Origin of the sequence: Paenibacillus tyrphae (genome assembly GCF_024158745.1) — a bacterium.
Classification (GTDB): Bacteria; Bacillota; Bacilli; order Paenibacillales; family NBRC-103111; genus Paenibacillus_G; species Paenibacillus_G tyrfis_A.
In genome coordinates, this window is record NZ_JAMZAW010000004.1 from 189,036 (window position 1) to 207,516 (window position 18,481).

Annotated in this window: 20 protein-coding genes and 1 other annotated feature; of the genes, 3 read left to right on the plus strand and 17 right to left on the minus strand. The window is 53.8% G+C overall.

All coding sequences use genetic code 11. From position 1 onward, the window contains the following. Positions 1–248 precede the first annotated feature (248 nt). A complete protein-coding gene (locus NI000_RS07775) occupies positions 249–590 on the minus strand; it encodes a hypothetical protein (RefSeq protein WP_253409272.1) in 342 nt (113 codons plus the stop codon). 121 nt (positions 591–711) lie between these two features. Here NI000_RS07775 and NI000_RS07780 point away from each other — a divergent pair, with 121 nt between their 5' ends. After that, on the plus strand, positions 712–1,602 hold the full coding sequence (locus NI000_RS07780; RefSeq protein WP_253409274.1) for a polysaccharide deacetylase family protein: 891 nt from the start codon (positions 712–714) through the stop codon (positions 1,600–1,602). On the opposite strand, the gene NI000_RS07785 is transcribed toward NI000_RS07780, so the two are convergent. Then, the gene (locus tag NI000_RS07785; RefSeq protein ID WP_253409276.1) at positions 1,592–1,822 is read right to left on the minus strand and encodes a hypothetical protein; all 231 of its coding nucleotides are present in this window, start codon (positions 1,820–1,822) and stop codon (positions 1,592–1,594) included. The two genes, NI000_RS07780 and NI000_RS07785, sit on opposite strands and share 11 nt — an antisense overlap. Continuing rightward, positions 1,819–2,415, minus strand: a complete 597-nt coding sequence (locus NI000_RS07790) for a CPBP family intramembrane glutamic endopeptidase (protein ID WP_253409278.1) — start codon at positions 2,413–2,415, stop codon at positions 1,819–1,821. Before NI000_RS07790 ends, NI000_RS07785 begins: the two co-directional genes overlap by 4 nt. Before the next feature lie 68 nt (positions 2,416–2,483). Between NI000_RS07790 and NI000_RS07795 the strand changes: the two genes are divergently transcribed. After that, entirely contained in the window at positions 2,484–3,398 is a 915-nt protein-coding gene (locus NI000_RS07795) for a hypothetical protein (RefSeq protein WP_253409280.1), read from the plus strand. 63 nt (positions 3,399–3,461) lie between these two features. Here NI000_RS07795 and NI000_RS07800 read toward each other — a convergent pair whose 3' ends face one another. Further along, on the minus strand, positions 3,462–3,782 hold the full coding sequence (locus tag NI000_RS07800; protein ID WP_253409282.1) for a rhodanese-like domain-containing protein: 321 nt from the start codon (positions 3,780–3,782) through the stop codon (positions 3,462–3,464). A gap of 161 nt (positions 3,783–3,943) precedes the next feature. Then, positions 3,944–4,185: a binding site (T-box leader), on the plus strand. Between the two features lie 73 nt (positions 4,186–4,258). Here NI000_RS07800 and serA point away from each other — a divergent pair. Continuing rightward, positions 4,259–5,842 (plus strand): phosphoglycerate dehydrogenase, encoded by a 1,584-nt coding sequence (gene serA / locus NI000_RS07805; protein ID WP_253409284.1) that lies wholly within the window; start codon positions 4,259–4,261, stop codon positions 5,840–5,842. A gap of 108 nt (positions 5,843–5,950) precedes the next feature. Here serA and NI000_RS07810 read toward each other — a convergent pair whose 3' ends face one another. The 13 genes from NI000_RS07810 to ytfJ all read right to left on the minus strand — a co-directional run bounded on the left by NI000_RS07810 (position 5,951) and on the right by ytfJ (position 18,477). Then, complete coding sequence (locus NI000_RS07810) at positions 5,951–7,795, minus strand: HAMP domain-containing sensor histidine kinase (RefSeq protein WP_253409286.1); 1,845 nt, start codon at positions 7,793–7,795, stop codon at positions 5,951–5,953. Position 7,796: 1 nt separating this feature from the next. Continuing rightward, positions 7,797–8,513 carry a response regulator transcription factor gene (locus NI000_RS07815; protein ID WP_025846431.1) on the minus strand — a complete coding sequence of 239 codons (717 nt, stop codon included), beginning with the start codon at positions 8,511–8,513 and terminating at the stop codon, positions 7,797–7,799. 69 nt (positions 8,514–8,582) lie between these two features. Beyond that, positions 8,583–9,830 (minus strand): cytochrome c biogenesis protein CcsA, encoded by a 1,248-nt coding sequence (ccsA, locus tag NI000_RS07820; RefSeq protein WP_253409288.1) that lies wholly within the window; start codon positions 9,828–9,830, stop codon positions 8,583–8,585. Continuing rightward, a complete protein-coding gene (gene resB, locus NI000_RS07825; RefSeq protein WP_253409290.1) occupies positions 9,827–11,506 on the minus strand; it encodes a cytochrome c biogenesis protein ResB in 1,680 nt (559 codons plus the stop codon). Before resB ends, ccsA begins: the two co-directional genes overlap by 4 nt. Before the next feature lie 6 nt (positions 11,507–11,512). Continuing rightward, entirely contained in the window at positions 11,513–12,046 is a 534-nt protein-coding gene (resA, locus tag NI000_RS07830) for a thiol-disulfide oxidoreductase ResA (RefSeq protein ID WP_253409292.1), read from the minus strand. Between the two features lie 77 nt (positions 12,047–12,123). After that, positions 12,124–12,885: a pseudouridine synthase gene (locus NI000_RS07835; protein ID WP_253409294.1), complete on the minus strand. Its 762-nt coding sequence runs from the start codon at positions 12,883–12,885 to the stop codon at positions 12,124–12,126. Positions 12,886–12,904: 19 nt separating this feature from the next. Next, positions 12,905–13,246 (minus strand): peptidoglycan recognition protein family protein, encoded by a 342-nt coding sequence (locus NI000_RS07840; RefSeq protein WP_054977571.1) that lies wholly within the window; start codon positions 13,244–13,246, stop codon positions 12,905–12,907. Positions 13,247–13,382: 136 nt separating this feature from the next. Beyond that, positions 13,383–13,916 (minus strand): spore maturation protein, encoded by a 534-nt coding sequence (locus tag NI000_RS07845; protein WP_054977572.1) that lies wholly within the window; start codon positions 13,914–13,916, stop codon positions 13,383–13,385. 6 nt (positions 13,917–13,922) lie between these two features. Beyond that, complete coding sequence (locus NI000_RS07850; RefSeq protein ID WP_253409296.1) at positions 13,923–14,522, minus strand: nucleoside recognition domain-containing protein; 600 nt, start codon at positions 14,520–14,522, stop codon at positions 13,923–13,925. Positions 14,523–14,541: 19 nt separating this feature from the next. Then, positions 14,542–15,714 (minus strand): D-alanyl-D-alanine carboxypeptidase family protein, encoded by a 1,173-nt coding sequence (locus tag NI000_RS07855; RefSeq protein ID WP_253409297.1) that lies wholly within the window; start codon positions 15,712–15,714, stop codon positions 14,542–14,544. A gap of 189 nt (positions 15,715–15,903) precedes the next feature. Further along, the gene (locus tag NI000_RS07860; protein ID WP_253409299.1) at positions 15,904–16,581 is read right to left on the minus strand and encodes an SOS response-associated peptidase; all 678 of its coding nucleotides are present in this window, start codon (positions 16,579–16,581) and stop codon (positions 15,904–15,906) included. Between the two features lie 16 nt (positions 16,582–16,597). Further along, the gene (locus NI000_RS07865) at positions 16,598–17,704 is read right to left on the minus strand and encodes an HD-GYP domain-containing protein (protein WP_253409300.1); all 1,107 of its coding nucleotides are present in this window, start codon (positions 17,702–17,704) and stop codon (positions 16,598–16,600) included. Positions 17,705–17,979: 275 nt separating this feature from the next. Next, positions 17,980–18,477 carry a GerW family sporulation protein gene (ytfJ, locus tag NI000_RS07870; RefSeq protein WP_253409302.1) on the minus strand — a complete coding sequence of 166 codons (498 nt, stop codon included), beginning with the start codon at positions 18,475–18,477 and terminating at the stop codon, positions 17,980–17,982. Positions 18,478–18,481 lie beyond the last annotated feature (4 nt).

Below are 18,481 nucleotides of genomic sequence, written 5' to 3' on the forward strand. Positions count from 1 at the left end.
GTTTGGTAAACAAAGGTGAGCCGTGTTCGTTCCGCTATATAAAGGATTCGAAAACGCGTTCGAAATTGCGTCCTCCAGCCTTTCCCCTCGGAAACGGTACAGCTTGTTTGCCATGCTATGACTATTATATCACAAACCGCGCAGAAAAGAACGGTTGTCGCCTGAAAAAATGCCCTTTTCATACAAAAAGACACATACGCCGCCTTTTGGAGAAGGCGGAGTTGTGTCTTTACACGCAAGTCGAACGCTTAATGCGCCCGAATTTCGGATTTTCCCCCGTTGCTGGCCAAAATGTCGTTCACTGCCGCTTTAAGCCCCGAATCCTGATTGATCAGTTCCTGGACCTTGCCGAGACCCGCGGCGGAAGTCGCCACGTCGGCGGCGCTCTTGCCGTAATCGGCGTTCGGCTCGGCCGAATCCGTCAGAACCTTTTCTTTTTTGTCAGATCGATCCATGACCTGGTTCAGAAAGCTTCCAATGGCGTCGCTATTCGTCATTGCGGAGAACAGCATCGGTTTTCTTTTGCCCGTTAGTACGACCGCTGCGGTCGCCCCGACAAGCCCGCCAAGCAGAAAAGCACCCCATCTCATGCCAATCCCTCCCGTATTGTTTTCTAATTCGTTACTATTTTTCGCTATATCCTATGAATCATGCATGATAAAATAAGGAAAAGCCAAAAGATTCATACCAAACCTAACGAGGGGATTACACATGTCTAAACAATGGATTGCCATTCTGGCCGCGCTTCTGCTTCTGACTTCCTGCGGCACCAAACCGGACGCATCGCCTGACGCCTCGGCTAAAACGGAGCCGCCTGCTTCGCAGCCGGTCTCAGGGAGCGAGAAACCGAAATCCGCGGACGACGCCTCCGCTTCGAATCAGCCTGCACCGACTCCTGCCAAGGACGGCAAAGAATCTGCGCCTGCGGACGGCGTCAAAAAACAAGAGCAGCAAGTCGCGAAGCGCTATACGATGAATCCGAAAACTTACGATATCGTGCCGATCGATCCGAACGGGGCGCCCAAAAAAGTCGTTCTGCTGACATTCGATGACGGTCCGAAGGACCTTGAGATAAATAAAGCGTTGCTCGATACACTGCAAAAACATAAAGCGAAGGCCATCTTCTTCCTGAACGGCTACCGCGTCAAACAGAAGCCCGAGCTCGTCAAGCTGCTTGCCTCCAGCGGCCAAACGATCGGCAATCATTCCTGGGATCATATCGATTTGAAAAAGGAATCCAAAGAAAAGGTAAACCAACAAATCGGAGATGTGCAAAAAGCGATCAAAGAGCTGACGGGCAAAGCGCCGGTCTTCTTTCGTCCGCCGTTCGGCTCCGGCAGCGACGACGTTCGGGCCAAGGCCAAGGAAGAGGGGCTGCTGTTCATGACCTGGTCCAACGGATCGAAGGATTGGGAAATGACGGTGAAGAAAAATAGCCCCGAGCAAGTGATCAGCAACGTGCTGAATCAGCTTCACCCGGGGAGCAACATTTTAATGCACGAATTGCCATGGACGGTAGAGGCGCTGGACAAACTTTTGACACAACTCGAGGAAAAAGGCTACGGATTCGTTGATCCGGAAGAAATTGAACTTACATCATGACGAGTTTCCAGCCCCAAACGGAAAGACCTGCAACAAGGAGTATAAAAATCCACAGCAACGACCGATAAAAATAAGGCAGCCACTTTTCTTTCTCTGTCGGATGCACGGTTTTGCGGGGAGGCAAATAATGATCGTCGGGTCCCGCTTCCTTCGCCGGGTCGGGTTGATGATCGGCCTCTTCCTTCGGTCGGTGCGGAGGTTGCAGATACTTGTTGTTCATGATTCTTCTCTCCTGTAACGAAGAATGCAGCCCATGACGAAATCAATCAGGAAATGGGCGATAATCGGTGTTAACAAGGACCCGGTCCGAATATAAATCCAGCCGAGCCCGTAGCTGATGCTGAAGACAAGTCCCGTCATCAGCCAGTGCTGCAAATAGCGGACATGAATGGCCGCGAACAGGATGCTGGTCCAGTACGGTCCCCACCAGGCTTGGATCGTACCGCGGAACAGCAGCTCTTCGCAAAATGCGACAATTAGCGAGATGAGTGCAATATGCCAAAGCGGCCTGTTTTTAAACAGCATTTCGTTGATGCCCCCGTCGTCCGTCACTTCGGGAGGCACCCATCTGGAAACGAGCAGATCGACGAGCAGTACGGCGACGGCAAAGCCCGCTCCCCATAGCAGGATCGTGTAGCCCGAGCCCGGGGAAAACATCGCCCGCAGGTCCGGCTTCTGAAAAAGCATCAGAACGACGGCTGCCAGGAAGACAAGGAACTGAGTCACATACAAGTTCACGAGCAAAAAGCGCTCGTCGATTTCGTCCGGATTGATTTTTCGCAGCTTGATCCGTTTAAAGTCAAATTTTTTCATTCTGATTCCCTTTTTCGACAATTTCACCTATACTATCTGCATAGAACAAGAATTTGAGGTGCTTGATCATGGAAAAACGGCTTACCCGAACGGACTACTTATTCGCCGTTACCTTCATTTTCATGCTTGTCGTGGCTATGGGGGCCTTCTTCTTCGGTTTAAAAATGGGACAGGACCGTTCTTCGCTGAAATACGAAGATCTGCTCAACAAGCAAAATGAAGCGGCCAAGAGCTTTACCGCCTACCATCAGCAGTACTTGGTGTCTTTCTATCATACCATTTATCAGCCATACAGGGAATTTCATAAAAAGTGGTTTGAGAAAACCGACGAGCTGCTGACGAATCGTACGGCCGACGCTTCCTTGATTCTCAAGGACTTGAGCAAGCTCGCGCAGGAAAGCTACGACAGTCTCGGTTCGAAATCGATGCCGGACTCCTCTCCGCTGCTGCAGGAAGCGCACAAGGATTACATGAAAAGCTTAAAGCTGTTCGGTGAGGGCCTGAAAAGCTATTCGGCCAAGGCAAACGGCATTCCCGCGGCCGAGCTGATCGCACAGCTTCAAGCGGACCCTTATCTCGGCGAAGCGAAGACCTTTGCGCTCAAGGCTGAAAAAAGCTACTACGAGTCGATCGACAAATGGTATGCTACGACCAACCCGCAATTTAAGCCTGTCGATGTGACCAAGCCGCTCTCCCTGAACGATTGGAAGAGCCAAAGCCTGAATATGAAAAACGAATACGTCGCCCAACTGATGCTCGGCAATAAGCTGTTTAAACCGTTCACTCCGCAAGATCTGACCAGCCGGATCGACGAAATGATCCAGTCCGGTCAAGCGCAAAAAATGAATCTGAACGACGTGGGGCAAGTCGTCGACGTGCTAATGGCTACCGATGCCGTTCGCAAAAGCGATTTTATCCACAACAAAGACAAATATTACGGCAAAGAAACGTTGCCGCAGCTTCCGTTTTTCACTGCCAATTAATACATAGGCTTCCGAAGCCACGATGTGCGGTCACTCGTACTCGTGGCTTTTTCCATGCGCCGATTAGTCGTACTGGAACCCGCGAAGGGCTGCGAGCGCAGCCATGCCGCCCTCGACATTGATCACATCGTCGAAGCCGTTCTGCTTCAAATAGTAGCACACGTTAGCGCTTCGCACGCCATGGGCGCAAACGACATAAATCGTCCGGTCCTTCGGAAGCTCGGCCAGCCTTCCCGGAATGCTGTTCATCGGCATCAGCTGTGCTTGTTCCCAATGATAATACTCCCATTCGTACGACTCCCGGACATCGAGCATTAGCGCGTCCCCCAGCTCTCCGTTGTCCGTTTTTGCCCGGAACGCTTCGGGCTCTATACTTTCGAACATCATGAATGCCCCTTTCGCTGTACGATAATTTCATACGGGTTGCACGGTTTATTTTAGCACGGCGAATTTATTTTTCACAAATATTTCGGATTTGCAAATCGTTTGCCTGCCTATTGACAATGTCGAAATAGTCATGTTACGCTAATGAAAAATTTCACCTGTAACAAACTTTGACGGAGCCAAGCATAAGCCGAATCGATCAGAGAGCCGGTGGTCGGTGCGAACCGGACGAATTCGATATGCGGAGCACTCCTGAGTTGTTGTGCCGAACCTTACAGTAGGCGCAGCCGGCCGGAAACCGTTATTTTTCCTGGTCTGTTCATCGCAGACCTCATGAGGCTGTTGCGCGCGAGCGCACAGCGAAGTAGGGTGGTACCACGAGAATCAGCTCCTCGTCCCTTGTATACGCTAGTCGTGTCGGGGCGGGGAGTTTTTTGTGTTTTTTTCGTAATTAACTACATGGAGGTCTGGGAAAAATGTACAAAGTGTTAGTTATGGATGGAATCAGCGACATGGGAATTCAACTGTTGTATGACGCACCGGATGTCGAGGTGGAAAAAAAGAACGGATTGTCCGAAGACGAACTGGTGGCGATTATTGCAGACTATGACGCTTTATTGGTGCGCAGCGCCACGAAGGTAACCGAACGCATTATGGGCGCCGGCAGCAAATTGAAAGTTGTCGGACGCGCCGGTGTTGGCGTCGACAATATCGATTTGGAAGCGGCGACGAAGCGCGGCATTGTTGTCATCAATGCACCAGACGGCAATACGATCGCCACCTGCGAATTGACTTTCGCGATGATGATGTCCGTCGCCCGTATGATTCCGCAAGCGTACAAGAAAACGGTTGGCGGCGAATGGGACCGCAAAACGTTCGTCGGTGTAGAGCTTCGCAACAAGGTGCTCGGCGTGCTCGGCATGGGCCGCATCGGCAGCGAGGTCGCCAAACGGGCGAAAGCGTTCGGCATGGAAGTACTCGGCTATGACCCATTCCTGACCGAAGAGCGTGCGGAAAAGCTCGGCGTGAAGCTCGGCTCCGTGAACGAAATCTGTGCCGCAGCGGACTTCATTACGGTTCATACGCCGCTGACCAACGAAACCCGCCATATGATCAGCAAGCCGCAATTTGAGCTGATGAAAAAAGGCGCTCGCATCATCAACTGTGCACGCGGCGGCATTATCGACGAAATGGCGCTTGTCGAAGCGATCGATGCCGGCATCGTCGCCGGAGCGGCGTTCGACGTGTTCGAGAAAGAACCACCGGCGGCAGATCACCCGTTCCTGAACCATCCGAAAATTGTCGTCACGCCCCACCTCGGCGCATCGACGGTCGAGGCACAGGAGAACGTCGCGATCGACGTATCCGAGGAAGTGCTTCACATTCTGCGCGACCAGCCGTTCAAGAACGCCGTCAACATGCCGCCGGTACCGGCTAACGTGCTCAATGCGCTGCAGCCTTATTTCAATCTCGGCGAGAAGCTCGGCGTCTTCCTTGGTCAGACGATCGACGGACCGGTCAGCGAAATCGTGGTCAACTATTCCGGTGATTTGACCGACGTCGATACGACGCCGCTCACCCGCTACATCGTCAAAGGCATTCTCGCCAACCAATTGGAAGGCGTGAATATCGTCAACGCGATGCATCTGGCCAAAACGCGCGGGCTTAACGTCGTCGTACAAAAGTCGTCCGCAGCGAAGAGCTTTACGAACCTCGTTTCCGTTACGCTGAAAACGAAGCAAGAAGAACGCGTGCTTGCCGGCACCCTGCTTTCCGGCTACGGCGAGCGGATCGTTCAAATCGACCAATATCCTGTCGATATCGCACCGTCCGGCCATCTGCTTCTGATCTCGCATAACGATAAACCGGGCATCATCGGTAAAGTCGGAACGCTGCTTGGCGACAACGGCGTCAATATCGCGACAATGCAGGTTGGACGTAAAGTCGTCGGCGGCTCGGCGATCATGGTGCTGACCACCGATAAAGAAACGCCGAAGGAAGTGCTCGACCGCCTGATTCAGCTTCCGGAATTGACCAATGCGCGCGAGTTGACGCTGTAATCGGATATACAACGTTCCACGATTGTTTCACGAACAACAAGAAAAAAGACGTTTGTTCTACAAAAAGAAAGAAGCCTCCGATGACGAATCGGAGGCTTTTGTCTGGTTTTACACCGCTTTGCAGGGAAGTGTGATGGAAAATGTCGTCCCCTGCCCCGGCTGGCTTTTAACATGTACGGTACCCTCGTGAGCTTCTATGATGTTTTTTACGATGGACAACCCCAATCCCGTTCCGCCGGTAGCTCCGCGCGTACGAGCTTTGTCCGCCTTGTAGAAACGCTCGAAGATGAAGGGCAGGTCTTCCGCCGGAATGCCGTAGCCTTGGTCGGCCACCTCGATCAATACCGCGTCTTCCCCTTTGTAGCGCGTTTGTGCCGCGCTCAATTGAATAAGCGATTGCGACGGCGTATGCCGGATCGCATTGTCCAGCAAGTTGGTCAGCACCTGCTCCATCCGGTCTTCATCGGCATGGCACAGCACCAGCTCTTCCTCGGGCAGGATGCAGGTCATCGTAATGCCGTGTTCCTTGGACAAGCCGGCGAATTTACGGTGTACCCGCTTTAAGAATGTGTTCACTTCCAGCTCACGGAAGTTCAATTCCATATTGCCCGTCTCCATCTTCGCGAGATCGAGCAAATCTTTCACCAGCCGGCCCATGCGAAGCGATTCGTCATGAATGACCTGCGCCAAATCCTTGCGTTCTTCGGGTGTAGCCGCGATATCGTCGATCAATGCCTCGCTATAGCCCTGCAGCATCGAAAGCGGCGTGCGCAGCTCGTGCGATACGTTGGCGACAAAATCTTTGCGCAGCTTGTCGAGCCGGAATTCCTCGGTAACGTCCCGCATCACGGCAACAACCCCGCGTACAAGCTCACGCGAATACAACGGCGCCATCACGACGGACCATACTTCACTCTGAACATGCAGCTTGGCCGTCATTTCCTTTGCCTCGGAGATCACCCCTTGGAATAACGGTTGAAGCGGTTCGGGGACCGTTCCCGGCTTCCCCGGCATCTGTCTTTCTTCCTGGCCGGACCAGTCGTCCGTCCAATGAATCTCGTTCCAATCCCGTACGACCTTATCTCCCGGAGGATTAGTCAGAATGACTTTCCCGTCGGCGTCGAACGTAATCACCGCATCCCCCATGCTTCGCAGCACGCTGGCCAAGTGCTCCTTCTCATGACTTAGGGCTTTGATCGTATCCGACAGCTTCTCTCCCATATGGTTGAACGTTTTGCCCAGCTCGCCCAGTTCGTCGGAAGACGTGATCGGCACGCGGGTATCGTATTCGCCCATTGAGATCAGATCGGCCGCCTTCTTGAGCTGGAGCAGCGGCTGCGTAATTTTGGTCAGCAGGAAGAAAGCGAAGAACGTCGTCATCAGAAAGCCGGCGACGCCGACGACGACGAACAGCTTTTTGACATAAGCCTGCGTCTCCTCCGCCGACTGTGTGAGTTGATACAGAATCAGCGCTCCGGCGGTCTGCGTCTGGCCTTCATTCAGATAAGGCACGGCTACGGCCGTGTATTGATTGCTCAACGGCGCACGCGGAAGGCCCGAGCTCGTATTGCGGTTATCGACCGGCTGCCCGGCGAACGCCTTCTGCAGATCCGCTTTCGTGAAGAAATCGGTATAACGAAACGTTTTGTCCTGCGTTTGCGCAAACGGCGGATCGATCTGCTCGAAATTGGCAGTCACCATCAGAATGCTCGCCCCTTGGGCGCTAAGCAGTTCGTTGACAACCTGCAAATACCGCCGTTCTTCCTTATGCAAGGAAATTTCATTGGCCACCTTGACCGCGAGCCTCGTGAGCGTTTCCGCCTGATCCTTCGACTTGGGGAACGACGTTTCGATATATCGGAACAAAAAAAGGCTGAGCGTCAATAAAACGACAACAACCAGCCCGATAATCGTAATCCACAGTTTACCGACAACGCTTTTTAAAATAAACACGTTATTTCGGGACCTCGAGCTTGTAGCCTACGCCCCAAACGGTCGTAATCATGGAGGCGGCGTCCGGCGACACTTTATTCAGCTTCTCGCGCAGCCGCTTCACATGGGTATCGACCGTGCGCAAATCACCGAAAAACTCGTAGTTCCATACGTCTTTGAGCAGCTCCTCACGGGAAAACACCTTATCCGGCGACACCGCCAAATAATGAAGCAGCTCGTATTCTTTCGGAGTCAATGCCACTTCCTGTCCTCCGGCCGTGACGCGGTGAGCGTCGTGCTCGATGACCAGATTCGGGAACACGATATTGTTGCTCGAATTCACTTCCTTGGACAAATACGCGGTGACCGAAGACCTCCGCAAAATGGCCTTGACGCGGTAAATGACCTCGCGGGGACTGAACGGCTTCACCACATAGTCGTCCGCTCCCGATTCGAAGCCTTGGACACGGTTCGTTTCTTCGCCTTTGGCCGTCAGCATAATGACCGGCGTCGATTTCACCTGGCGCAGCCGGGCGCACACCTCGTTGCCGTCGATGCCCGGCAGCATCACGTCAAGCAGAATCAGGTCGTAATCCTGATCCAGCGCTTTGCGCAGCGCCGATTCGCCGTCCTCGGCTTCGTCAATGCTGTAATTTTCTTTCTCCAAATACATCCGCAGCAAGCGGCGAATCCGTTCCTCATCATCTACAACCAATATGTTCAACTTCGTCTCGCTCATGGCTGAACCTCTTTTCAATTGAGATTAACGACCGTTTATTGAAACTCGGCATGCTGTCGCTGTGCCGGTTTACGTGCCGGAATACGAATGCAAGCCGGCGATCACCAGGTTTACGCCGATGAGCGTAAACATGACGACGAGAAACCCGATCACGGACAGCCAGGCGGATTTTTTGCCCTGCCAGCCGCGGGAAAGACGAAGATGCAGGTACACCGCATAAAACAACCAGACAATCAGCGCCCATACTTCCTTCGGGTCCCAGCCCCAGAAGCGTCCCCATGCTTCATGCGCCCAAATCATCGCAAAGATGAGCGCCCCGAGCGTGAAGATCGGGTAACCGATAGCAATCGCCCGGTAGCCGATCTCATCCACATCCTCCGAGTCAATCCCCCGCATTGCCGGCTGAAGCGCCCGGCCTAACGGCTTGCGGATTACAAGACGAATCAGCGCGTACAGCAAGGTGCCCAGAAGGACCGACCAAATCACCGTGTTGAACTTCCGCCCGGCATTCGCCCCCTCCATCCAGGATGGAGCTTCGAAAAGCGGCTCGGTCATCCCGAGAAAGGGCTTCATTTCCAACTGCTCGCTCTGATACGGTTTTACGATCGGCGGCAGTACGTACTCGACGTTTTGCTTCACGACCTGCTCGACATTATTGATATCGGTCATCTTGACGTCGCTGACGAACGTCGCTTTATACCCTGTTGCGTTAAAGCCGAAGATGGCAACGACGAACGAAATAATCATGAGCAGGGTAAAAATGGTAAACTCGACGCCACGCTGCTCCCTGCGGTCCGCTTTGGATGCTCCGCCGAAGTTGACGTTCTGGAGCAGATACATCAAGCCTGCGGCAAACCCGACGGCGAAGAACGCTTCACCGAGCGCCGCGGTCGTCACGTGGATTTTGAGCCAGTAGCTTTGCAGCGCCGGAATAAGCGGCTGCACTTCGCGCGGAAACACCGAAGCGTATGCGATGATGATAATCGATACGGGCATCGCGAATACGCCAAGCGCGGGCGTGCGATAAATCAAGTAGACGACGATAAATGCGAGCACGATCATCATTCCGAGGAACGTCATGAACTCGTACATGTTGCTCGTCGGAATATGCCCGCCTTCCACCCAGCGGGTAAAGAAAAACGTCACGTGACACAAAAATCCGATCACGGTCAAGATGAAGCCGATGAAGCCCCATCGTTTGGCGAACCCTTCGGGGTCCGCCTCCTGAACCGATTTTTTCCCGGTAACGGCTATGACGAAGCCGAGCAAAGCCAGGGCGTACACGATAAAAGCAATCAGCAAAAACGTGCTGCTCAAGTTTCAATCACCTTTCTTTCCAGCGTCTTCGGATCGATGTCGATTCCCGTTTTTATCAAGACCTGGGCCACTTCCTTCCGGATACCGTACCAGTTCTTGTTCGTATGAGCGCCGAGCGCAAGCTGTCCGTTATCGATGCGCAGCCAGATCCGGCGATGGTGCCAATAAAAGCCCATGATCAAGCCGATCATCGAAATGGCCGCGCCGACCCAGATATACGGCATTGCCCGGTCGACCCGGATATTCAAGTAACTGACATACTCTGAAATAGCTACGTCGGCCATGGAACCAACGGACAGCTCCAGCTTGGCGCCGAGCGCTCCGTTGATTTCGTCTTGACGGAAATTGACTTTATCCACCTGACGCGGGAAGTACATGTAAGGCTCCCCTTCCGGCTTCAAGCCAGGACCCGAAATGGCGAATACGAACGCCGGGGCTTTCGGTTCGTTGGACTTGGTCATCGGCACACCTTTGTCGTCCAAAGCGAATTCGGGGAAATACGCCTTCAGCTTCAATTGGTAAGAACCTGCGCTGTACGATTCCGCAGGCTTGTTCATCGGCAGCTCGAAGCTTCCGTACGTTTCGCCGGTTTGTTTGTTCTTAAGCGTCGGCTTGACGGATATGAGCGTCGGAGAAGGCTTGAAGTCGAATTGATACGCGAGAAATCCATTGTACTCCAACGGCTTGTTCACGACAATATCCTGGCGGTGCACTTCTTCAAGCACCGGCTCCTTCGCCGGATCGTCGCAGTCCGCCTTGCACTGGTAGAGCACCGCTTTCGTTTCGAATACCTTCGGGACGTCCTGTCCTTTGGACCGGAAGCTCTCCGACATCTCTTCCGGCTTGTAAAACTCCAACGTAAATTTCTCGTTCTTCAAATAATAAGAAGTCTCGGGAATTTTGACAAGTTTGCCTTCCGGAAAAGCGATATGCTGATCCATATGCCACCCCGGAATGCTGCGCATCAATACGGCGCCTAGAAAAATAATCAACCCGATATGATTGATATAAGGTCCCCAGCGGCTGAACCGGTTTTTCTCCGCCAGCAGCGCCGTGCCGTCCGTATGTACGCGGTAGCGCTGCTTGCGGAGCACCTCCGCCGCCTGCTCCGTCCAAGCTTCCGGCGTCTGTACCGAACCTTGGGCAGTGGAAGGAAGCGGTCCGGTAAATGTCACTTTTTGTCGCGTGATGAAGCTTAAATGCTTGCGGATCTGCTGCTTATTGAGCGCCCGGTACAACGGCAGCACACGGTCCAGACTGCAGACGACGAGCGATGTGCCAATCATGAACAGCAGCGTGATGAACCACCAAGATTCGAACGTATGCGACAGCCCCAGCAAATAATAAATGTACCCGATCGTTCCGTACGTTTCTTTATAATACACCGCAGGATCGATGTTCAAAAACGTATTTTCCTGCGGATATACGGTCCCCAGAATCGAGCCCAGCAGTGTAATCGCTATGAGATAAACGGCGATTTTGACGGACGAGAAAAAATTCCACACCCGGTCCAGCACGCCGGGATTGGCACGCTGGGATCGCCGGGCGACCCCGTCGTACCGCATCTCAAGCGGCTCGCTGCCGCCTTCGTCTGAAAGCGGCTTGCCACAGGACTCGCACAGCATGGTGCCGACATGATTCTGGTGTCCGCATTCGCATTTCGTGTTTTGAATCATGCCTACTCACCCTTGCTTCTGCGGTAATAGCGATGTGATGGTCTTTTCAATATATGCCTCGTCCATTTCGCCGATCCGGATGACGCCGACCTTCCCTTCCCGGTCGACGAAGAACGTGGTCGGATATTGGGAAACGCCGTAACGCTTGCGGGTTTCCTCGTTCTTGTCGAGCAAAATCGGGAACGTAACCTTATATTGGCTGACGAAGTTTTCGACCGCGACTCTGGGCTCGTCCAGATTGAGGCCGAGAATCTCGACATTTTTATCCGCCCACTTGGCGCGCTGTCTTTCGAGCGCCGGCATCTCGTTGCGGCAGGGCTCGCAGAACGTTCCCCAGAAGTTGACGACGACGACTTTGCCGCGGTAATCGGACAGTTTGCGGGTGGTGCCGTCCAAACCGAGCAGCTTAAAATCCGGCGCCTCCGAGCCTTGCGTCGGTTTCTTGTCGCTCCCGAACAGATTGCTCGCGAGCGTGAGCGCGCCGATGACGATAATGACGGCAAAAATGGAAACTTGGACCCATCGTCTATGTTTTCCCATATTCTCACACCTTTAAAACGAGAGTTGACTGACTGACAAATATCACACTACCATTATATCGAAAATGGTTCCTGTAATTATTCGCCTTTTTGAATTTTGTGTGACTTGCTTTCTCCCGCTTTAAGCGCTTCCTGGCGAAGCTCGTTGACCTCCTGCGGGGTCAGGTGGCGAAACTTGCCCCGGGGGATGCCGGATAGCTGAAGCGGCCCGAATTGAATCCGTTTCAGCTTGATGACCGGATGATGAATTGCGTCGAACATCCGCCGCACCTGCCGGTTGCGTCCTTCGTAAATCGTAATTTTCACGACGGCTTCGTTGGTTTCCAGACGCACGTCCTGGTACTCCACCTCGGCGGGCGCGGTCATCCCGTCCTCCAGCTCAATTCCGTTCTTCAGCTTGTCCAACAAGCTGCCATGGGGCACACCTTTGACCGTGGCCAAATAGGTGCGCGGCACGTGGTGCTTCGGATGGGTCAGCAAATGAGCGAATTCGCCGTCATTGGTGAGCAGCAGCAAGCCTTCCGTATCGTAATCCAGCCTGCCGATCGGGTAAATGCGCTGCTTGATGTTTTTGAAAAACTCTGTCACCGTTTTACGTCCCTCGGGATCTTGAGCGCTTGTGATGACGCCTTTCGGCTTGTTAAAGATCACATACACTTTGGACTGCCGGCGGATCGGCTTGCCGTCCACTTTAATAAAATCCTGGGAAGGGTCAACCTTCACCCCCAGGGTCGTTACTACCTTGTCATTGACTTCCACACGTCCTGCGGTAATCAATTCTTCACACTTGCGGCGGGAGGCCACACCCGCTTCGGCCAACACTTTTTGCAATCTGTCCATCTGTTGGATTCACCTCAAGCTAATGATACCTATCCTCGGGTGAAATCACAAGTTGCGCCCACGGAAAATCGCCGCCCGGGCACGTAATCGAATGCGGAAAAATGTCGTCGGGCTGAAAACCGTACGTTTCCGCCAGCCGGAGAATTAGCTTGTTCATCAAAAACAGCTGCTCTTTTTCCGCGGGAGTGCGGACGGCGCGCGGCCCGGAGAAGTCCCCTTCGAGACACAGGTGGATGTAGAGCGGATCGGTTTGCTCGGAAGAAGGGATGATGTCGCCGTTTTTTGCGATGAAATAATCATACCCTTTTCCGTTAATGGAGGAGCAGGCGGAGTGGTGGATGACAATGCCGTAATACTGCATGCGGTTCACCTCGTTAAGGCTGGACTGCTCACAGTATATGTGCGGAGAGGATGGGGGGTGATGCGTGGACCGGCGTATATGCCGGAGCGGGCGGAATTGGTCCGCACGCATGCGGCCTGCAATTTACCGGCAGCGTTCAGGCAAATACCAACGAACAGATCGCAATTGAAGCGATAAAACCGACGGCGTCGGAAATAAGACCGACCTTGAGGGCGTAGCCGGCCTTGCGGATGCCGATGGCGCCGAAATAAACCGTGATAACGTACAGCGTCGTATCCGTGCTTCCTTGGATCGTGGAAGCGATCCGTCCGATCATCGAATCGGGGCCGAACTCGGAGATCAAGTCTGTCGTAAAGGCAAGCGAGCCGGCGCCGGTAATCGGGCGCAAAAAGGCGAGCGGAATAATATCGCCCGGAATGCCAAGCCGCTCGCAAATCGGCTTCAGCCAGCCGATCATCAGATCCATTGCTCCGGATGCACGAAACACGCTGATCGCTACCATCATGCCGACCAGATGCGGAATAATCCGGATCGTCGTATCGAAGCCTTCTTTAGCCCCTTCCACGAACGATTCGTAGACGGGAACTTTCCGGTAAGCGGCGTAAAGAGGAATGAAGACGATCACGACAGGGATGGCCCATGCCGATATCCAATTGACCAAGTTATACACGCGGGTTCATCCTTTCCCCTGTCCGGGCGGCGTTGAGCGCTTGCGGTACCACCGGTCAACCACGATGGCCGCCAAGGTCGAGACAAAGGTAGCCAGCAGCGTCGTACCGACGATTTCGGCCGGATTCGCCGAATTGTAATTCATCCGAATGGCGATCAGCGTTGTCGGAATCAGGGTAATGCTGGCCGTATTGAGCGCCAGGAGCGTGCACATGGCCGGGCTCGCTATGTCCTTATGCTTGTTCAGGAGCTGCAGCTCCTGCATCGCTTTAATGCCCATCGGTGTGGCGGCATTGCCCAATCCCAGGATGTTGGCGCTCATGTTTGACATAATGTATCCGAGCGCCGGATGATTTTTGGGCACGCTAGGAAACAGCGCGCGGACGACCGGAGAGAGCAATTTCGCCAGCTTCTGCAGCAAACCCGCGTCCTCGGCGATCCGCATGATGCCGAGCCAGAACACCATAATGCTGATAAGCCCGAAGCAGACCGTCACCCCGCTCTTCGCGCCGTCAAATACCGCCTCGGTCACCAATTCGATTTTGCCCTGAAAAGCAGCGACGACAAACCCCGCAACAATGAAAAACAACCATATCCAGTTGACCATGCCCGCCGCTCCCTTCCGCTTAATCCGCTTGCCCGGTAAACAGCACCCGGGTCAGTTCGGTCAAGATGTAGAGCCATTTGCGCGAATAGCCGCCGCCAAGCTCTTCCGCTTCCGCGAACGAATAGGCGGACCGTTCTTGCTGCTTCAGCCGGGGGCTGTCCTTGGCAAACAGCGGGATCGAGCCGACCGGCTTACCGTCCAGCAGAAATTGCAGCCGCCCCGCTTCCCCGAGCCGACTCTCAACGGAAGCCGCATCGTATAATATCGGCTGACGCGCCAGCCGTCCGCGTTCCGCCTGCTCCGCCGGATATTGGAACGATGCCCCGGCGACAAGCCCGGTCCCCTCAATCGTCTCCCCCTTCTCGGCCAAAGAAAGCAGGGGGAAATGCTTGAAGCCGAAGTCGAGCAGTCGGGCGTGGTCGATCCAATCGTCCGGATCGTTCAAGGTCACGACAGCAAGCTGCTGCCCGCCGCGGGTCGCCGAAGAGACAAGGCAACGCTTCGCCAGCTTCGTATAGCCGGTTTTCACTCCATTCGCCCCGTCGTAAAGCGTAAGCATTTTATTTTTATTGACCCAGCTGTAATCCCAGGATTCGTTCGGATTTGGCACCTTCTTCACTTTCGTCTTCACAATCTCCTGAAACACGGGGTTTTTGAGCGCATAAGCGGTCAGCTTGGCCATATCGTTCGCAGTCGAATAGTGCCCTTGCTCGTCCAGACCGGAAGGATTTTTGAAGCTGGAATTCGTCATCCCGACGACTTTCGCCTTCTCGTTCATCAAGAAGGCGAAGCCTTCCACGCTGCCGCCCACATGCTCGGCAATCGTAATCGCCGCATCATTCCCGGAACGGAGCATCAAGCCGTACAGCAAATCCTTGAGATTCATTTCCTCGTTCAGCCTCAGGAAAATGGACGACCCTTCTTTGCCGAAAGCGTTCTTGCCTACTTTCGCCCGGTCGGTCAAGCGTCCATGCTCAATCGCGACAATCGCAGTCATGATTTTGGTCAGGCTGGCGATGCGCATCGGTTTGTCTCCCCTGGAGCTGTAAAGCAGACGCCCGGAAGCGACGTCGATCAGCGCCGCAGCCTGCGCGCCGGTCGATACGCCCGGAGCGGCGTTAACCCCCGCAGGCGGAAGCGCACCCATATAAGCCAGCAGCAATGCGAGCAAAAGCAGACATCCTTTTCTCATCTTTATCCTCCCACGCGCCATCCTATAGGAAAAGCCGACTGCCATCGGTCGGACAACTCCATGTCTTTGTACAAGTATATGCTTGTCACTCCAGGTTATGAACGGCCCATGACATGCTGAAATTTCCGAAGCGTATGGGAAAAGATGTAAAATAAAAAAACCTTGCGCCTGAGGGTGTCTCCCTACAGGCTACAAGGCTATTGGCTCTATGCAATCGGGCTCATTGTATGAAACACGGCCGACCTTCGGATCGACCTCGTAATACCTCATCCGCTCGGCGGGATACGGCTGTAAAACGGGAAGCAGCTCCCTTTCGTCCTGCACGGTCCGGTTCAGCCACAAGCTTTCATGCTCTCGCGGCAACATGACGGGCATCCGCTCGTGAACCTCGGCCACCAATTCGTTCGCGGCTGTCGTAAGGATCGTGCAAGTGTGCAGTTTCGTTCCGTCCTCTGCCACCCATGTGTCATACAAGGCAGCCATGCCGAACAGTCCTCCGTCCTGCAGCACGAAACGGACCGGCTGCTTCTGCGAACCGATCCGCTTCCATTCGTAAAAGCCGTCGGCCGGAATGAGGCAGCGCTTCCGCTTCAGCAGGCTGCGGAAGGCGGGCTTCTCGGCGGCGGTTTCGGCCCGCGCATTCATCATGCGCGCGCCGGATTTGTCATCCTGCGCCCAGGAGGGAACCAGGCCCCAGCGAAGCTCGCCAAGCCGGTTCGCCCCGCCGCCTGCACCCCCGATAATCGCGGGAATCCATTGGCCCGGCGCCGCATTATAGCGCGGCTGAAATGGCGCGGGACGACGGTCCAGCATAAAATACAGCACCAGCTCTTCGAAACTTACGGTAACGGTATAGCGTCCGCACATGCCGGAGCTCCCCCTTTCAAGCTTGGCGGGCTTGAGTTATATTGTCCGCATGGTTAATAAATACCGTCAGCTTCTCGGCCAAATCGATTTCGTAAGGCTGCCCCAGCACTTGGCCATAGGCGTCGATCAGCACCCGGACGACGGGACGCTGCGGCACCGCCGGGTTAATATTAACGACAACCCCCTGCTCCCCCGTGCTAAGCGTGACGGTCAAGCCGAGCGGATAAATGGCGACGTTATCCCGGAACAACGCTACTTTACGCTGATCGTACAGTGTTCCGACGCCCGCAAACAACATTTCCATCGCTTGATGCGGAAGCATCGCGAGCCGGTGCGGCCGGTGCGTCGTCATCGCGTCGTAGCTATCGGCGACGGCGATCCACTTGGCATATTCGTGAATATCTTTTCCCGTAATCCCTCTCGGGTATCCGCTGCCATTTTCCCGTTCGTGATGCTGAAAGGCGCAGTGGGCGGAAAGCAGGGGCATATTCGGCTCGTCCTTGAGCAGGCGGAAGCCGATCTCCGTATGCTTCTTCACCTCTTCGAATTCCTCCGCCGTGAGCGGTCCGGGCTTCTTAATGATGTCCAGATTAATCTTGGTCTTGCCGATATCATGCAGCAGCGCGCCCATTCCGAGCGCCATCAGCTCGTCCCGGTTGTAGCCGCTTATCATGCCGAGCATGGTTGCATAAATACAAACATTCAACGAGTGCTGATACAAATAATTGTTCAGAACGTTCATATTCAACAGCATAATCGCGGTGCCTTGCTTTTCGTTCAAGTCATCGATAATCATCTTCATGACATTTCCGAACGAACGTCCGAGCACGTGGTTTTTAGAAAATTTGGATCGGCTTTCGTTTTCCATGAAGCTGCGAAAATGAGTTCGGATTTCGGTTAGCGCTCTGATTCTCGTTTCATCAGCAAGCGGTTCCTCAATCTTAAGGTCCTCTGTCGCCTTATCGGCAATATATAAATAATCGATGCCGAGCCTCTCCAAACGCCCGAGTAATCCTCCCGTCAATTCCACTCCTTCATTTAAAAGAATGACGCCTTCTTCGTTATAAATGCACTTCCCGAGGCGCATACCCGGTTCGCACGATCTGGTGGGCAACAGCCGCATGAACGTATACCTCTTTCCCCATGTCTTCAGTCCTACGGTTACAAAATAACTATAGTCCAACCTTTGGGAAAGAGCAATATGTGTCATGTTAATTAATCAAAAAACAGTAAAAAATATGTAAAGCTGCTCCTGAGAGCAGCTCGCCGAATGATACGATCTAACCTTTTTCATATCAATTATGTCTTTGTCTACAGGTTTTATTATGACCAAAAAAGGGTCGGGTGAAAAGGGAATGTTGCTGGAAAGGGAAACAACTCTTTCCAAACACCGACAAATCAGACAATAAAGTTCTGATTTTCGATGTTGTTCGTGACGGTAGTAGCGCCGCCGGTTCCTTCCGTCATCGCACCCGTACCGGCTTTCGCCCCGTTCTTGATCATCGTTTGAATGCGGTCAACGACATGCGGCGCCGAATCGATCAGGCGCTCCAGCAAGTGGGTCTGGTTATCGAGCGGCACAACCTTGACGCCATGCTTGCCTACGACCAGAAAAGCGATCGGCGTGATGGATACCCCGCCGCCGCTGCCGCCGCCGAACGGCAAGGCCACATTGGCGTTATGCGCATCGTTGCGGCTAAAGCCAGCGGACGAGGATTCGTCGGTTACAAACTCGCTGCCGCCGGCCGCAAACCCGAAGCCTACTTTGCTGATCGGCATAATGACGCTGCCGTCCGGGGTTTCGACCGGATCGCCCACAATCGTATTGACGTCGACCATTTCTTTGATGTTTTCCATGGCCGTTTTCATGAGTCCTTGAATCGGATGCTCAGACATAAAT

Bases quoted from the DNA above. Each gene is read 5' to 3' on its own strand.
- NI000_RS07775 (WP_253409272.1), bottom strand. From the start codon at position 590: ATGAGATGGGGTGCTTTTCTGCTTGGCGGGCTTGTCGGGGCGACCGCA.
- NI000_RS07780 (WP_253409274.1), top strand. From the start codon at position 712: ATGTCTAAACAATGGATTGCCATTCTGGCCGCGCTTCTGCTTCTGACT.
- NI000_RS07785 (WP_253409276.1), bottom strand. From the start codon at position 1,822: ATGAACAACAAGTATCTGCAACCTCCGCACCGACCGAAGGAAGAGGCC.
- NI000_RS07790 (WP_253409278.1), bottom strand. From the start codon at position 2,415: ATGAAAAAATTTGACTTTAAACGGATCAAGCTGCGAAAAATCAATCCG.
- NI000_RS07795 (WP_253409280.1), top strand. From the start codon at position 2,484: ATGGAAAAACGGCTTACCCGAACGGACTACTTATTCGCCGTTACCTTC.
- NI000_RS07800 (WP_253409282.1), bottom strand. From the start codon at position 3,782: ATGTTCGAAAGTATAGAGCCCGAAGCGTTCCGGGCAAAAACGGACAAC.
- serA (WP_253409284.1), top strand. From the start codon at position 4,259: ATGTACAAAGTGTTAGTTATGGATGGAATCAGCGACATGGGAATTCAA.
- NI000_RS07815 (WP_025846431.1), bottom strand. From the start codon at position 8,513: ATGAGCGAGACGAAGTTGAACATATTGGTTGTAGATGATGAGGAACGG.
- resB (WP_253409290.1), bottom strand. From the start codon at position 11,506: ATGATTCAAAACACGAAATGCGAATGCGGACACCAGAATCATGTCGGC.
- resA (WP_253409292.1), bottom strand. From the start codon at position 12,046: ATGGGAAAACATAGACGATGGGTCCAAGTTTCCATTTTTGCCGTCATT.
- NI000_RS07835 (WP_253409294.1), bottom strand. From the start codon at position 12,885: ATGGACAGATTGCAAAAAGTGTTGGCCGAAGCGGGTGTGGCCTCCCGC.
- NI000_RS07840 (WP_054977571.1), bottom strand. From the start codon at position 13,246: ATGCAGTATTACGGCATTGTCATCCACCACTCCGCCTGCTCCTCCATT.
- NI000_RS07850 (WP_253409296.1), bottom strand. From the start codon at position 14,522: ATGGTCAACTGGATATGGTTGTTTTTCATTGTTGCGGGGTTTGTCGTC.
- NI000_RS07855 (WP_253409297.1), bottom strand. From the start codon at position 15,714: ATGAGAAAAGGATGTCTGCTTTTGCTCGCATTGCTGCTGGCTTATATG.
- NI000_RS07860 (WP_253409299.1), bottom strand. From the start codon at position 16,581: ATGTGCGGACGCTATACCGTTACCGTAAGTTTCGAAGAGCTGGTGCTG.
- NI000_RS07865 (WP_253409300.1), bottom strand. From the start codon at position 17,704: ATGCGGCTGTTGCCCACCAGATCGTGCGAACCGGGTATGCGCCTCGGG.
- ytfJ (WP_253409302.1), bottom strand. From the start codon at position 18,477: ATGTCTGAGCATCCGATTCAAGGACTCATGAAAACGGCCATGGAAAAC.